Raw genomic sequence first — 14,615 nt, 5'->3', positions numbered from 1 at the left:
CACGCCGAGGCGCGGTACGGCGCGGGGCAAACCGTCTTCGCCGAAGGTCAGCGGGCAGCCGTCATTCTCGTAGCCGACGAGACGGCAATCGTCGCCGAAGACGTCGCCCCAATAAAGGTCCGCCCCTTCGAGCGCCCAGTGGTTTTCGTTCCAGACCGTGTAGCCGCCGATGCCGCGCGAGACGCAGAGGCCGAAGCGGTGATAGCCACCGAAGAGAAAGGAGAGGCCCGTGAGCGCGGCTTCGGGGCGGCCGACCCAGGGGCTCGACCAGAGGCCGGAAGTGAGGTGGCGTTTCGCGGGGTCCGAGGCGAAGGGGTCTTCGTCCTCGGCGCGGCCCTTGTAGGCGACGAAGCTCTTGCCGCCGTCTTCCCAGCGGCATTGCCAGTAGCAGGAATTGCCCGAGAGGATGACGGCGTGGCCGCCGGCGTCGACATAGCGCTCGGCTTCGAGACGTTCGTTCATGCTCCAGTATTCGCTGTGGCCGATGAAGAGCGCGGCGGCGTAGCCATCGAGGGCGCGGGGCTCGACTTCGAGATCGTAATCGGTGAGGTAATCGAGTTCGTAGCCCGCGTCTTCCGCCCAGGCGACGAAGGCATGTTCCCATTTGTCGGTGAAGCCGGCGGGACAATCCCAGCCCTGGCCGCCGGCGAGGACTTCGTGGATCACTTCGCCGGGCATGGCGCGCTCGCGAAAGCCGCGACGCGTCTCGCTGACGATGCGGTGCTTCTCGGAGACGGGTTGCATCATGCCGGCGGGGAAGGGACGCGCACTCGAGAGGCGTGCCGCGACGACATGCGTTGCCTCGTCGGAGGGGATGGGCGCCGGCGTCGGGCCGCCGATCCAGACATAGGTATTGGCGCCGCCCCACCAGTTGTAGGCCTGATAGGTGTTGGTCGCGAGGACGATGACGGCGCGCGCCTTCGGCGTCACGGATTTGACGACCAGCATGTGGCGGCCGACGGCGCCGTCGGCACCCTTGAGCAGGATTTCGTAATAGCCGCTCTTCCAGTCGCCGACGGTGAAGCGGAAGGCTTCGGGCCAGCCGCAACCGTGGATATGGGCGTTTTCCGGCGCGGCATGTTCGCCGACCGTCACGGCCTTTTGCTCGAAGACGATGGTGCGGGTTTTCGCGAGGCGCGCGATCTCGATATCGCAGACGCCGCCGGTCGCGGAGAGATGGAGCGCGACGCTCTCGCCCGGACGCGCGCTCAGACGGTCCGAATAACCCCAGATCCAGTTGCTCATCGGTGTTCCTCAACGGTATCAGTAACTATCGTTTTGCCGATTAGACACGGGGAGGGGTGGGCTTCGCAAGCGCCGGAGGTCGGGTGGGCTTCTTCGGGTGCTTTCTGTGTGGCCACCCCCCTCCCAACCCTCCCCCTCAAGGGGGGAGGGCTCTTGGCGACGGGTTAAGCGAAGGCGCTCAGACCTTCTCCGTGACGGCCAGCGCGAAGGCGTAGACGAGGGCGACTTCCTTCAGGCGTTCGAAGCGGCCGGGGGCGCCGCCATGGCCGGCTTCCATGTTGATGCGGAGAAGCGTGAGGTTCCTGTCGGTGCGGAGCGCGCGGAGCTTCGCCGCCCATTTCGCGGGCTCCCAATAGGTGACGCGCGGATCGGTGAGGCCGCCCAGCGCGAAGATATGCGGATAAGTCTGTGGGCGGACGTTATCGTAGGGGCTGTAGGACGCCATGTATTCGTAGGCTTCCTTGCTCTCGATCGGATTGCCCCATTCGTGCCACTCGGGGGGCGTCAGGGGCAGGGAGGCGTCGAGCATGGTCGCCATCACGTCGACGAAGGGGACTTCGGCGATCAGCCCCATGAAGAGATCGGGCGCCATGTTGGCGGCGGCGCCCATCAGCATGCCGCCGGCGCTGCCGCCGTGCCCGACGATGAGCCCTCGCGACGTGAAGCCTTCCTTCGCCAGATGCTCGCCGGCGGCGATGTAGTCGGTGAATGTGTTGCGCTTCTTCAGGAGCTTGCCATCCGAATACCAGCGATAGCCTTTTTCCTTGCCGCCGCGAATATGGGCGATCGCATAGACGAAGCCGCGATCGACCAGCGAGAGACCGGTGACGGAGAAGGAGGCCGGAATGCTGATGCCATAGGAGCCGTAGCCGTAAAGGAGGCAGGGCGCGGAGCCGTCGAGCTTCGTCTCCTTGCGATAGAGAAGCGAGATCGGCACCTGCTCGCCATCCGACGCCGTGGCGTAGATGCGCCGCGTCACGTAATCGTCGGGATTGTGGCCGGAGGGGACTTCCTGACGCTTCATCAATGTGCGGGCACGGGTTCCCATGTCGTAGTCATAGACTTCCGACGGCGTGGTCATCGAATTGTAGGAGAAGCGCGTGCGCGTCGTGTCGTATTCGTAGCCGGAGGAGAGGTTGAGATCGTAGGCCTCTTCGGCGAAGGCGATTTCGTGTTCGGCATCGTCGGCGAGATCGCGGATGACGATGCGGCTCAAGCCGTCGCGCCGTTCGAGCCGCGCGTGATGATGGCGATAGGCGACATGGGACAGCACCAGCGTGCCCGGCCGATGCTCGACGACATCGCGCCAGTTCGCGCGCTCGGGCGCGGCGACGGGCGTTTCCATGATCTTGAAGTCCTCGGCGATGCCGAGATTGGTCAGGATCAGGAAGCGCGCGCGATCGGCATCGTGCTCGATATCGTATTCGACGCCGTGCTCGCGCGGCGCGACCAGACGCGGCGGCGTTTCCGGCGCATCGGTGGGAACGATGCGCACCTCGCTCGTCTGGTGGTCATGCGTGTCGATGAGAAGGTATTCGCCGCTCTGCGTCCGCCCGACACCGACATAGAAGCCGTGGTCCTTTTCCTCATAAACAAGCGTGTCGGCGGAGGCGGGCGTGCCGACGACATGGCGGAAGACCTTGAGCGGACGGTGCTCCTCGTCGAGCTGGACATAGAGGAAGCTCCGGCCCGTCGCATCCCAGGCGATGCCGCCCGACGTGTCCGGCACCTCGTCGTCGAGGTCTTTCCCGGTGGCCGTGTCGCGGATGCGGATCGTGAAATATTCGGAGCCCTTGCGGTCGGCGGACCAGGCGACGAGATCGTGGTTCGGCGCGTGATCGACATCGCCGATGCGGAAATAGGCTTCGCCTTCGGCTTCCCTGTTGCCGTCGATCAGGATTTCCTCGGTGTCGTCCTTCCTGCGGCAGAAGATCGCGTATTGCGAGCCCAGCGCATAGCGCAGGTAGTAGGCGTAAGGCCCGTCGGGCGAGGGGACGGAAGCGTCCTCCTCCTTGATGCGGCCCTTCATCTCGGCGAAAAGCGTTTCGCGCAGGGCGGCGACCGGCGCCATGGTCGCGTCGGTATAGGCGTTCTCGGCGTCGAGATAGGCCTTGATCGCCGGCGACAGCGCCGCCGGATCGCGCATCACCTCGCGCCAGTTCTCGTCACGCAGCCAGGAGTAGTCGTCGGTGCGGGTGTGGCTGTGATGCGTATCCGTTGCAGGATGCTTGTCGGCGACGGGCGCGACGGCGGGCGGCGTGAGGATCATGGGATTTTCTTTCTGTTGTCATCCCGGCTTTATGCCGGGATCCAGGGGAGGCCGAGGTCGGAGCGCGCGGCCCCTGGGCCCCGGGACAAGCCCGGGGTGACACCTTGTTTTATCTCCTACGGCGCTTCCTGCTCGTCGTCGGGTTCGAAGTCGAGCGCGGTGCCGTTCATGCAGAAGCGCAGGCCCGTCGGCGCCGGGCCGTCGGGGAAGACGTGGCCGAGATGGGCTTCGCAGGTGGCGCAGCGCGCCTCGACGCGGCGCATGCCATGAGAGACGTCTTCCTTCTCCTCGATGAGGTCATCCTCGATCGGGGCGAAGAAGCTCGGCCAGCCGGAGCCGCTTTCATATTTCGTTTCGGAGCGAAAGAGCGGCGCGCCGCAGGCGACGCAGAAGAAGGTGCCCTTGCGGTGCTCGTCGAGCCAGGGGCCGGTGAAGGCGCGTTCGGTACCGGCTTCGCGCGTCACCTTATATTGCTCGGGCGTCAACTCGCTGCGCCATTCCTCTTCGCTTTTCACCACCCTGGGCTTGTCGGTCATTGGAAAGCTCCCGCCGGTTCAGTCAAAGAGACGCCCGCGAAGATAACCTCGCGGGCGTCGTCGAGCAAAGATGAAAAGCCGGATCAGGAGGCGAGCTTCAACTCGTGCTTCAGATCGCGCATCTGGTCGTGGTCGGCCTTGACCGAGACGTAGGACGTGGTGATCGTCTGCTTCACCGGCGCCGACAGCGCACTGTCCTTCAGGGCGGCTTCGTATTTCGCCTTGATGTGGTCCTCGCCGCGCTCGACCTCGTTCACGACGCTCTTGTCGTCGCCGGTCACGCTGTTCTTGAGGTTGAGAAAGGTGCGGTGGGCGGCGGCGAGAATGGTACCGTCGTCTTCCGGCTCGCCGCCAAGCTTGCGCACTTCGTTCTGGAGTTCGGCGGTGATCTGTTTGCGCTGCATCGCGCGGCGCTCGAAGAGCGACTTGAAGGCCGGGTTCCTGGCATCCTTCGCCGCGTCCTGATAGCCATGCGCGCTGTCGAGCGTGGTTTCGATCAGCTCGTTCAGAACCTTGATGTCGTGTTTCACGTCCGTCGTCATGCGGGAGCTCCCTTCAGGCTGCACAAGAGCGTCCGTCGACCGCGCAAGCGGCCACGGGACAGGGCAAATGTGAAGCGGTGTTTGTCGGTGCCGCGCCTTCGGAGCACGGTCACATAAGAAAAGCGCATGGGCGCGCGGAAGGTTCCGGCGAGGATCGCTCAAGGCGGTCCATCCTGCATAAAAAGAAACCGCGCCGTCCGCGACTAGCGGAACGGCGCGGCGGAACCGCTTCGGCGCGAAGGGCTTATTCGAAAACGAGGCTCAGCGTTTCGGCGACCATGGCGGGCTTTTCCTGGCCCTCGATCTCCATCGTCACTTCGTTGGTGAGCTGGTAGCCGCCGGATTTCGGCTGCGCGTCCTTCAGCGTCACGCGGGCGCGGACCTTCGAGCCGACCGGTACCATGTTGACGAAGCGCACCTGGTTCGAACCGTAATTGATGCCGCGCGTCGCGCTCTTGATCGTGCTGACCTTGCCCATCAGGTAGGGCAGGAGCGACAGCGTCAGATAGCCATGCGCGATGGTGGGCATGCCGAGTTCGCGCTTGGTGCGCTCGGGATCGACATGGATCCACTGGTGGTCGCCCGTCGCGTCGGCGAACTTGTTGATGCGGTCCTGATCGATCTGGACCCATTCGCTGACGCCGATCTCCTTGCCCTTCTCGGCGATGTATTCGGCGACGGTGTTGAAGGTGCGCATATGGCTCTCCCGGTTCGGTCTTGTGAGTATTCGAAAGGGCCGTGGGCGGCCCGTTGGCGGGTAAACTAGCCGCGCGGGCGCTGGACGCCAACCGGGAATCCGATGCGCCGCTCTCCCCACCCGTCCGATCCTCTGGCGAGGATCGTCCACCCTCCCCTGAAGGGAGGGAGACGAACGGCGTTCAGAACGAGAGCTTCATGCGGACGCGGCGGTCGTCTTCGGAATCGGAGGTCAGGGCTTCCTCGAGCCAGCCCCAGGCTTCGCCTTCCGAGACGATGACGATCTTGGAACGCGGCCAGCCGAGCGCCTCGAATTCGCGGGCGACGTTCGAGGCGCGCTTGCGAGCGAGCGCGGCATTGGCGGCGGCATTGCCGGATTTGCTCGATTTGCCGAAGAGGCAGACCTGACCGGCCTGCTTGCCCTTGGCGAGGCCGTAGACATATTCGATGCGCTCGCGGCCTTCCGGCTTGATGCGGCTCGAATTGGTGTCGAAATAGACATAGTAATCCTGACCGAAGGCGCGGCCCTGACCCTGATTGTTGCGGCAATGGCCGCCATAGGTGCCGACTTCGTCGGCGCCGCCCGTCGTCGCCGCCAAAGGCAGAAGGATCAAGGTCGCGGCCGCCAGAGCCCAGGCTCGAATGTGCATCATCGCCTCCCGTGAATCAGGTGAGCCAAATTAGCACATTTCGGGTGACAGACGATCCTCGACCCGTGCCGGCTGGTGAGCGGCCCTGGATGCCGTCTCAGCCGCGGGCGGCCGTGTGGGCGATGATTTCTCCCACGATCCGTTCCCAATCCCGGATGTTGAGTTCATGCCCGGCCTCTTCGAGTTCCACGATTCGCGAAGAGGGAACCGCCTCCGCGAGGCGGACGCCATGGGCGAAGGAGAGGATCGGATCGTGGCGGCCGTGGAGAACGAGCAACGGCGCGCGGATTTCGCCGAGGCGGCCTCGATAGCGCTCGCCCCCCGCCAGCATGGCGTGGTTCATGGCGCTGCGCGGATCGATGGCCCGATCATACTCGCGTTCGGCCAGACGCCGCGCCCGTTCCGCATCGAAGCTTGCTTTGGGCCCAGCGCTGATGCGGAACGTCTCTACGTGGAAATCGACCACCGCCTGCCGGTCGTTCCAGTCGAGTGCGTCCATCGTCGCGAAGTGTTCGAGGAGGGCGGGGTCCATCTCCGGCAGGTTCGGATCGTCCTCGTCGAAGCGCGAGGAAGAGATCGCAGTGAGGCTGGCGACGCGCAACGGCGCCTTCAACGCGACGAGCTGCGCGATCATGGCACCCAGCGACATGCCGACGAGGTGAGCACGCTCGACGCCATAACCGTCGAGAATGGCGATGGCGTCGTCCGCGAGGTCGTCGAGCGTGTAGGAAACTTCCCCGGGCGCGCCCGTCGCCGACCTGCCGGTGTCGCGGTTGTCGTAGCGAATGACATGGCGGCCCGATGCGGCCAGCAATTCGCAGAGTTCGTCGGGCCACCACAGCATGGATGCGGTCGCGCCCATCATCATCAGAATGACGGGGCGGTCCGGGTCGCCGAACGACTGGGTCGCAAGATCAGTCGTTCCGCGAAATACGGTTTTCTCCGTTCTCTGCATCGGCGTGGCCTTCCTGTATTTTCGGTCGGGGACGCGAAAATACAGGAAGTGTCCTGCATCTGCATCAAAAGGAAGGCCGGACGTCTTCAGACGATCTTCGAATCCTTGTTGCCCCAGTAGCGGTCGCGGATCAGGCGCTTGTAGAGCTTGCCGGTCGGGTGGCGGGGGAGCTGTTCCTCGAAGTCGATCGAGCGCGGGCATTTGATCGCGGAGAGGTGCTGCTTGCAGAATTCGAGGAGTTCGGCCTCGAGTTCAGGGCCGGCATCGTTCCAGTCGACGGGCTGGACGACCGCCTTCACTTCCTCGCCGAAATCCTCGTTGGGCACGCCGATGACCGCGACGTCGGCGACGCGGGGATGCATGACCAGCGTGTTCTCGGCTTCCTGCGGGTAGATGTTGACGCCGCCCGAGATGATCATGAAGGCCTTGCGGTCGGTGAGGTAGAGATAGCCTTCCTCGTCGAGACGGCCGATGTCGCCCAGCGTCGACCAGCCCTTCGGGTGGCGGCTCTCGGCGGTCTTCTTCGGATCGTTGTGATATTCGAACTGGGCGTCGCTTTCGAAATAGATGACGCCCGCCTCGCCGACCGGCAGCTCGTTGCCCTCGTCGTCGCAGATATGGACGATGCCGGTGAGCGCCTTGCCGACCGAGCCCTTGTGGGAGAGCCATTCCTCGGAATTGAGCGCGCAGAAGCCGTTGCCTTCGGAGCCGGCGTAATATTCGTAGATCACCGGACCCCACCAGTCGATCATCTGCTGTTTAACGGGGATCGGGCAGGGGGCCGCGGCATGGATCGCGACCTTCAGCGACGAGACGTCGTATTTCTTCCGCACGTCTTCCGGCATTTTCAGCATACGGACGAACATGGTCGGAACCCACTGGCTGTGAGTGGCCTTGTATTTCTCGATGAGCTTCAACGCCTCCTCTGCGTCGAAATGCTCCATGACGACGATCGTGCCGCCGAGGCGTTGCGCGGTCATGCACCAGCGGAGCGGCGCGGCGTGATAAAGCGGCGCCGGGGAGAGATAGATCGAGTTCTCGTCGAAGCCGTAGAGAAGCTGGGCGAGCATGGTGAGGCCCGTCGGCTCGTCGATCTTCGCGCCGGTCAGCGGATGTTTGACGCCCTTGGGACGGCCCGTCGTGCCGGAGGAATAGAGCATGTCGGTGCCGGCGGTCTCGTCGGCGATCGGCGTCGTCGGGAAGGCGTTGCGCGCCGGCTCATAGGGTTTGTAGCCCGCGATGTCGCCGCCGATCGAATAGCAGCGCTCGACGGCGGGGATGAGCTTTTCGGCGACGAGCTGCGCGGCGACCGGCTCCAGCGCCTTCGAGGCGAAGAGGATGCGCGCGCCGCAATCGCCGACGATATAGGCGACCTCGCCGGCCGTCAGGCGCGAGGGGACGCAGGTGTAATAGAGACCCGCACGCTGCGCGGCCCAGCAGATTTCGAAATAGCGGACGTTGTTGTCCGAGAAGATCGCAATGGAGTCGCCGGCCTTCAGGCCCGCGTCGCGAAAGAGATGGGCGAGCTGGTTCGAACGCTCGTCGAGCTCCTTGAAGGTCACGGTCTCGCCGGTCGAGGCCATGATGTAGGCGGGTTTCGACGGCGTCTTCTGCGCGTGAATAAAGGGATGCATCAGGGTCCTCTCCCGGGATACTGAACGACGGAAAATCGCTCCGCCGCGCCGGACTTCGCTTTTGTGCCGGTCCGTTGTTATATCTGGGCCGGACATGCGCCGGCTCTCATTTTGGGTGAAAAGGAGCGCAAGAAAGCCGCGGCGTCAACATGCGCGAGTTGACGCAGGGGCGGTGCGGCGCGGAATGCAAAGAATTCAGGCAAAATGCCATCAACAGGGAGAGGAACCATGGCTTACGAGACAATCAAATACGACGTGGCGGAAGGGATCCTGACCATCACGCTCAACCGCCCGGACAAGCTCAACGCCTTTACCGGCCAGATGATGTTCGAACTGATCGACGCCTTCGACAAGGCGGATGCGGACGACGCGGTGCGCGCCATCATCGTGACCGGCGAGGGCCGCGCCTTCTGCGCCGGCGCCGATCTCTCGGCGGGGGCGAAGACGTTCGACTATGCGGCGCGGACCGACCGGCCAGAGAAATCCGCGTCGCCGGTTCTGCCGAATGGCGAAATCGACTGGAGCCATGAATCCGTGCGCGACGGCGGCGGGCGCGTGACGCTCAGGATTTTCGAATGCCTGAAGCCGGTCATCGCGGCGGTCAACGGACCGGCGGTCGGCATCGGCGTCACGATGCAGCTCGCGATGGATATCCGCCTCGCCTCGGAAGATGCGAAGTTCGGTTTCGTCTTCGCGCGGCGCGGCATCGTACCGGAAGCCTGTTCGAGCTGGTTCCTGCCGCGCATCGTCGGCATCAGCCAGGCGCTCGAATGGACTTATACGGGCCGCGTCTTCGGCGCGCAGGAAGCGCTGGACGGCAAGCTCGTCAAGAAGGTCTACAAGGCCGACGAGTTGCTGCCCGCCGCCCGGGCGCTTGCCCGCGAGATCGCCGACAACACGGCGCCGGTCTCCGTCGCGCTGACGCGGCAGATGCTGTGGCGTCTTTCGGCGCAGGATCATCCGATGGAGGCGCACAAGATCGACAGCCGCGCCATCTATGCGCGCGGCGCCTCGGCGGATGCGAAGGAGGGCGTCATGTCCTTCCTCGAAAAGCGCCCGGCGACCTATCCGAACAAGGTGTCGCAGGACATGCCGTCCTTCTTCCCGTGGTGGGACGAGCGCGACTACGAGTGAGGTTTGCGGTGAGGGGAGTGGCTTCTCTCCCCTCACCCTGCTCCGGCTAAGGCTTGGGGCAAGCCCCAAGCCAAGCCTGCACATCCCTCTCCCCTCCCGCCCGAACGTCGATGGAGACGGACGCGCTCTGGCGGGAGGGGAGAGGGAGGAGCGAGCAAGGCGAGCGGAGGGTGAGGGGAGGGTTACGGATTGGGCGTGTAGTTCCGGTTCGGCGCTTCGATTTTCCAGAGCGGCGTCAGGAAGAAGATCGCGAGCCAGAGCACCATCATCAGCGAGCAGGGCACGAGGAGCGCGTTGAGCGGCCCGAGCCAGCTTGCGATGAAGCCCATCAGAAGCGCGCCGATGGGGCCGCCGCCGATCGAGCCGAGCTGGAAGGCGGCGAGCATGCGGGCGCGCAAGGCCTCCGTCGCCGACTCCTGAACGATGGCCCGGGCCTGGCTCATCGAGATACCGCCCGACAGACCCCAGACCAGCGCGAGCAGGTTCACCGCCCAGAGCGGCGGCGCGAAATGCATGATGACGGTGACGACCGAGCCGGTGAAACCCAGCAGCATCATCACCCGGCCCTGGCGGCGGATCGGGCGGAAGCGGGACAGCATCAGCGAGGAAAAGCCGATGCCGCCGAAGAAGCACATATTGAGGAAGCCGATCGAAAAGGAGGTGCCGTGATAGACGTCGCGCACCAGAATCGGAAAGAGCACCAGGAAGACGCCCATGAAAAGAATGCCGGAGAAAAAGCTGTAGAGCAGCACCGGGCGGATGCGCTCGTGACGCCAGACGGCTTCGAGACCTTCCCTTACGTCGCGGAAAGGCGAGTGGCGCTGGCCGGCGGGCAGGCCGGCCCGCGGCAGGGGCGGCGAGGCGCCGAGCCGCGAGGTGGTGAAGGCGGCGGCGGCGAGACCGACGCATTGCAGCAGGAGCAGCGCCGGCGCGCCGACGAGGACGGCGGTGCCCGCAATGAGATAGCCGAGAACCTGAGCGAGGAACTGTCCACCCATGACGAGGGCAACGGCGCGCTGGATATGCGCGCCGGGCCGGGAGAAGGCGACGCGCGAGAGCATCGCGTCGCGGGCGGGCATGATGTAGCCGCCGAGCGCCGAGAGAACGAGGGCGTAGCCGATCATCAGCGGATAGCTGAGCCAGCCCGCCCAGATGAGAAGCGCGAGCACCGCCGGCGGCACGATCGCGATGAGCTGCAGGGTGAGGAGATGGGTGCGGAGCTCGCGGCGGTCGGCCATGGCGCCGCCGAAAAGGCCGAGGATCATCATCGGCAGCATCGAAAGCATCTGCGCGATGCCGACGCGGTCCGAGCTTTCATGGAGAACGATGGCGACGATCCAGGGGAAGAGCACGCCCTGAATGCCAGCCGAAAAGAAGTAAATCCAGACGCCCGACATGTACCAGGCGAATTCGTTCTCTCTGATGCCGGCGGTCTCGGCCGCCGGGCCCCCCGGCCGATCCATCGCGTCCCCTTGCGTTCGCTCGGCGGCATCGAGGTGCCGCTGGCGCATGGCGTTATTACCCTGTTTGCCATACCGGCGCGCGTCTCCGCGCGGACGAATATGAAATTTTTCTGACATGCTACCGGAAAGCCGCGGTTTTAGTCTCCGGTAAAGGAAGCGAAGCGATAAGGGACGGGCCCCGAGGTTCAGTCCCGAGTTCAAGATGCCCATCACAGCCGCCCGCGCGCTTGCCGAACCCGTCGAGCCGATCGGTCCCCGCGTTCTCTGCGCGGATGTTTTCGACCGGCTGCTGGCCGAGCCGGACCTTCTCAATATTCCCGTCGTCGACGAGGGACGCCCGGTCGGGCTCCTCAGCCGGCAGGATTTCATGCTGGTCTATGTGCGGCTCTATGGCCGCGAAATCTACGGACGCCAGCCCGTCACGGCGCTGATGAACAAGACGCCGGTCGTGGTCGATGCGGCCGCGAGCTGCGACGACATCAATGCACGCCTGGTCGATCTCGATGGAAGTTCGCCGTTGCAAGGCTTCATCGTCGTCGAGGGCGGGCGCTATATCGGCATCGGCTCGTCGGTCGAACTGATGCGCGTGATGGCCGAGATCAACATGCGCCGCGCGGAGGAACTGGAACGGCAACGACGGCGGGCGGAGGCGGCGAGCGAGAGCAAGACGCAGTTCCTTGCCGGCATGAGCCATGAACTCAGGACGCCGCTCAATGCGATCATCGGCTTTGCCGACCTGATGCGGCTGGAGCTTTTCGGCAAGATCGAGCCCGAATGCTATGTCGAATATGTGCGCGACATTCACGGCAGCGGCGTTCATCTGCTGCATATGATCAACGAGCTTCTCGACATGGCGAAGATCGAGGCCGGTCGCTTCGATCTCCATGAGGATGTGCTGCACCCGGCCGAGATGTGCGATGAGGTGGCGCGGATGCTGCGCCAGTCGATCGAGACGGCGCGCGTCAGGCTCGACATCCGCGTGGCGAAGGAGCTGCCGCGCATGGTCGCCGACGAGCAGCAGATCAGGCGCATTCTGGTCAACCTCCTGTCCAATGCGATCAAGTTCACGCCCGCGGGCGGCAGGATCACGCTGTCGGTCGCGGAACGCGCCGATGGCGGGCTCGAACTGGCGGTGGCGGATACGGGCATCGGCATTCCGCCCGACAAGATCGAGAAGGTGCTGGAGCCTTTCGAGCAGGTCGAGAATTCCTTCACGCGGACGCGCGCCGGAACGGGCCTCGGCCTGCCGCTCACCAAGGCGATGGTGGAAGCGCATGGCGGAAGGCTCCGGATCGAAAGCATCCTCGACAAGGGCACGCGGGTGCGCGCCTTCTTTCCGCCGGAACGCGTATTGCGGACGTCGGAGACGGATGCGGCGTGAGGGAATGACGACGCGTCCAGTGCGAGCCTCTGGCTCAGCGCACCCCACCCGAAAAATCCTTTGGATTTTTCGACCTCCCCTCAAGGGGAGGTAAAGGAGGCTTTCTTCTGCCTCCCCCCTTGAGGGGGAGGTCGATCAGCGCAGCTGATCGGGTGGGGGGATTTCTTCGCAAGAGTCTTTCTTGCCGCTTACCCCTCTCCCAACCCTCCCCCTCAAGGGGGGAGGGCTTAACGGCTCAGCCTTGTGCGAGCTGCATCATCGAGGCGTAGGTGTGGATGAGGCGGCCCTTCGCGGGTGACGCGGCGGCGGCGACCATCGCGGCGGCGATCGTATCGGCCGGGATGCCGCGATAGATCTTCATCGGACCGACGAGAAGAGTGTTGAGGAAGGGCGTCGCGGCCATCATCGCGGCTTCGGCGGGGCGGCGTTCGGCGCGCGGTCCCATGATGAGGCCGGGCTGGAAGATATGCGTCGCCTCGAAGCCCAGCGCGCTCACCGCCTCCTCGGCCTCTCCTTTGACGCGGGAATAGAAGATCGACGAGCGCGCGCTCGATCCGATGGCGGAGACGAGAAGGAAGCGCGCCGCGCCGGCCGCCTTCGCCGCCTTTGCAAAATTCACGACGTAATCGAGATCGACGCGGCGGAAAGCGGGCTGGCTGCCCGCCTTCCTGATCGTCGTGCCGAGGGCGCAGAAGGCGTCGTCGACACGGATGGCGGGGTTCGCGAACAGGACGTCCAGCGCCTTGAACTCGACCACCATCTCGGTGAGCTTCGGGTGCGTGAGGCCGAGGCTTCGCCGCGTCACGACGACGACGCGCGCGTAAACGGGCGAGGCGAGGAGGCGCTTCAGCAGGAGGTTGCCGACAAGGCCGGTGGCGCCGGCGACGAGCGCGGTTCTGTTGGTCATTTCGGCGCTTCCCCTGTGTAACGCGCGCGCGGTCTTATCATCTGGCCGGAGCGGTATTGTTCGATCGCATGGCCGATCCAGCCCGCGGTGCGGCCGAGCACGAAGATCGCGAGGCCGGTGCCCGGCATCATGCGCAAGGTGACGGTCAGCGCGCCGATGGCGAAATCGATGCTGGGGCGGACGCCGCCCGCTTCCGACATCACGTCAATGATGCGCTGGGCGCGCAGGAAGGCCGGGTCGTCGCCGTGATGCTCGCGCATCATTTCGATGAGCGTCGTCGCGCGGGGATCGCCATCGGGATAGAGCGGATGGCCGAAGCCCGGCACGAGGTCGCCATTGCGCAGGCGGTTCAGCACCGCGTCCTCGATGTCCTGACGGTGGGCGAGATCGGTGAGGAAGCTTTCGACCCGGCTCGTGAAAGCCGCATGGCGCGGGCCCTGCGCCGCGCAGATGCCGGCCTCGACGGCGGCGTAAAGCGTCGCGCCGGTGCCCGCGACGCAGCGCACCGTGAAGGCGGAGGCGTTCAATTCGTGATCGGCGCAGAGGACCAGCGCGGCGCGAATGAGGTCGGCGGCGCGGCGGTCGCCGAATGTCAGCGCGCGGGCCAGCACTTCATGCACGGGCTCGGCGGAGGGTTTGACGCCGGCGATGATGGCCGCGACCAGCCGCAGCAGCCGGGCGCCGGTCGCCGCGAGGCCGCGATCCGTCATGTTGTAGACCGAGGGATCGTCGAGGCCGGCCAGCGGCAGCAGCGAAAGGCAGCGCTCGATGCGCGGCGCGGCGGCGAGATCGGCGTCGAGCTTTTCGACCAGCGGCGTCAGGCGCGGAACCGCATCGCGCGTGAAAGGCTGCACGTCGCAGCCCCAGAGGAGCGCCGCCACCTGCTCGAGACTCGAATTGCGGGCGAGCGCGGTCGCGTTGGATCCCCGGTAGTGGAGCTTGCCGTCGGCGATCAGCGTGATCGCGGATTCGAGGATGGGTTGCCCGCCGAAATTGAGAGCGGCGGACAACGCGCCGCGCCCGCCTTCCGCCTGCGGGCTTGCCGGCGAAGTGCCGCTGATCGCGCGGCGTTGTTTCAGCAGGCGCACATCCTCCGCCCGGTAGCGCTTCGCCCGGCTGTCCGGCACGGGCTCCGAGCGGATCATGTCGCGGCTCACATAGGCGTAGAGCGTCGCCAGGCTGATGCCGAGCTCGGCGGCGGCC

General features: G+C 65.1%; 13 protein-coding genes. 2 read left to right on the top strand and 11 right to left on the bottom strand.

The window, feature by feature from the left end; translation table 11 throughout:
- The 8 genes from VMR03_RS08935 to VMR03_RS08900 all read right to left on the bottom strand — a co-directional run.
- Positions 1-1,245, bottom strand: a 1,245-nt coding sequence (locus tag VMR03_RS08935) for a N,N-dimethylformamidase beta subunit family domain-containing protein (RefSeq protein WP_325404343.1), incomplete at its 3' end; no start/stop codon positions are given.
- Between the two features lie 178 nt (positions 1,246-1,423).
- The gene (locus VMR03_RS08930) at positions 1,424-3,514 is read right to left on the bottom strand and encodes a S9 family peptidase (protein WP_325404341.1); all 2,091 of its coding nucleotides are present in this window, start codon (positions 3,512-3,514) and stop codon (positions 1,424-1,426) included.
- A gap of 116 nt (positions 3,515-3,630) precedes the next feature.
- A complete protein-coding gene (gene msrB, locus VMR03_RS08925) occupies positions 3,631-4,050 on the bottom strand; it encodes a peptide-methionine (R)-S-oxide reductase MsrB (RefSeq protein WP_325404339.1) in 420 nt (139 codons plus the stop codon).
- Positions 4,051-4,133: 83 nt separating this feature from the next.
- Positions 4,134-4,592, bottom strand: coding sequence for a PA2169 family four-helix-bundle protein (locus tag VMR03_RS08920; protein ID WP_325404337.1), 459 nt, complete (start codon positions 4,590-4,592; stop codon positions 4,134-4,136).
- 244 nt (positions 4,593-4,836) lie between these two features.
- Complete coding sequence (locus VMR03_RS08915; protein ID WP_325404335.1) at positions 4,837-5,289, bottom strand: MaoC family dehydratase; 453 nt, start codon at positions 5,287-5,289, stop codon at positions 4,837-4,839.
- Between the two features lie 181 nt (positions 5,290-5,470).
- Positions 5,471-5,941, bottom strand: coding sequence for an OmpA family protein (locus tag VMR03_RS08910; protein WP_325404333.1), 471 nt, complete (start codon positions 5,939-5,941; stop codon positions 5,471-5,473).
- A gap of 94 nt (positions 5,942-6,035) precedes the next feature.
- Entirely contained in the window at positions 6,036-6,893 is an 858-nt protein-coding gene (locus VMR03_RS08905; RefSeq protein ID WP_325404331.1) for an alpha/beta hydrolase, read from the bottom strand.
- 86 nt (positions 6,894-6,979) lie between these two features.
- Entirely contained in the window at positions 6,980-8,530 is a 1,551-nt protein-coding gene (locus tag VMR03_RS08900) for an AMP-binding protein (protein WP_325404345.1), read from the bottom strand.
- A 225-nt stretch (positions 8,531-8,755) separates the two neighbouring features.
- On the opposite strand from VMR03_RS08900, the gene VMR03_RS08895 reads away from it, so the two are divergent.
- Positions 8,756-9,661, top strand: coding sequence for a crotonase/enoyl-CoA hydratase family protein (locus VMR03_RS08895; protein ID WP_325404329.1), 906 nt, complete (start codon positions 8,756-8,758; stop codon positions 9,659-9,661).
- 182 nt (positions 9,662-9,843) lie between these two features.
- On the opposite strand, the gene VMR03_RS08890 is transcribed toward VMR03_RS08895, so the two are convergent.
- Positions 9,844-11,172: an MFS transporter gene (locus VMR03_RS08890; RefSeq protein WP_325404327.1), complete on the bottom strand. Its 1,329-nt coding sequence runs from the start codon at positions 11,170-11,172 to the stop codon at positions 9,844-9,846.
- 154 nt (positions 11,173-11,326) lie between these two features.
- Here VMR03_RS08890 and VMR03_RS08885 point away from each other — a divergent pair, with 154 nt between their 5' ends.
- Positions 11,327-12,505 carry an ATP-binding protein gene (locus tag VMR03_RS08885; protein ID WP_325404325.1) on the top strand — a complete coding sequence of 393 codons (1,179 nt, stop codon included), beginning with the start codon at positions 11,327-11,329 and terminating at the stop codon, positions 12,503-12,505.
- A 235-nt stretch (positions 12,506-12,740) separates the two neighbouring features.
- On the opposite strand, the gene VMR03_RS08880 is transcribed toward VMR03_RS08885, so the two are convergent.
- Together VMR03_RS08880 and VMR03_RS08875 are read right to left on the bottom strand one after the other, a co-directional pair.
- A complete protein-coding gene (locus tag VMR03_RS08880) occupies positions 12,741-13,412 on the bottom strand; it encodes an NAD(P)H-binding protein (protein ID WP_325404323.1) in 672 nt (223 codons plus the stop codon).
- The coding region (locus VMR03_RS08875; protein ID WP_325404321.1) for a citrate synthase at positions 13,409-14,615 on the bottom strand (1,207 nt) is incomplete at its 5' end. The genes VMR03_RS08880 and VMR03_RS08875, both read right to left, overlap by 4 nt.

Source organism: Parvibaculum sp. (genome assembly GCF_035511255.1).
GTDB lineage: Bacteria > Pseudomonadota > Alphaproteobacteria > Parvibaculales > Parvibaculaceae > Parvibaculum.
This window is presented reverse-complemented; position numbering and strand designations above follow the sequence as displayed.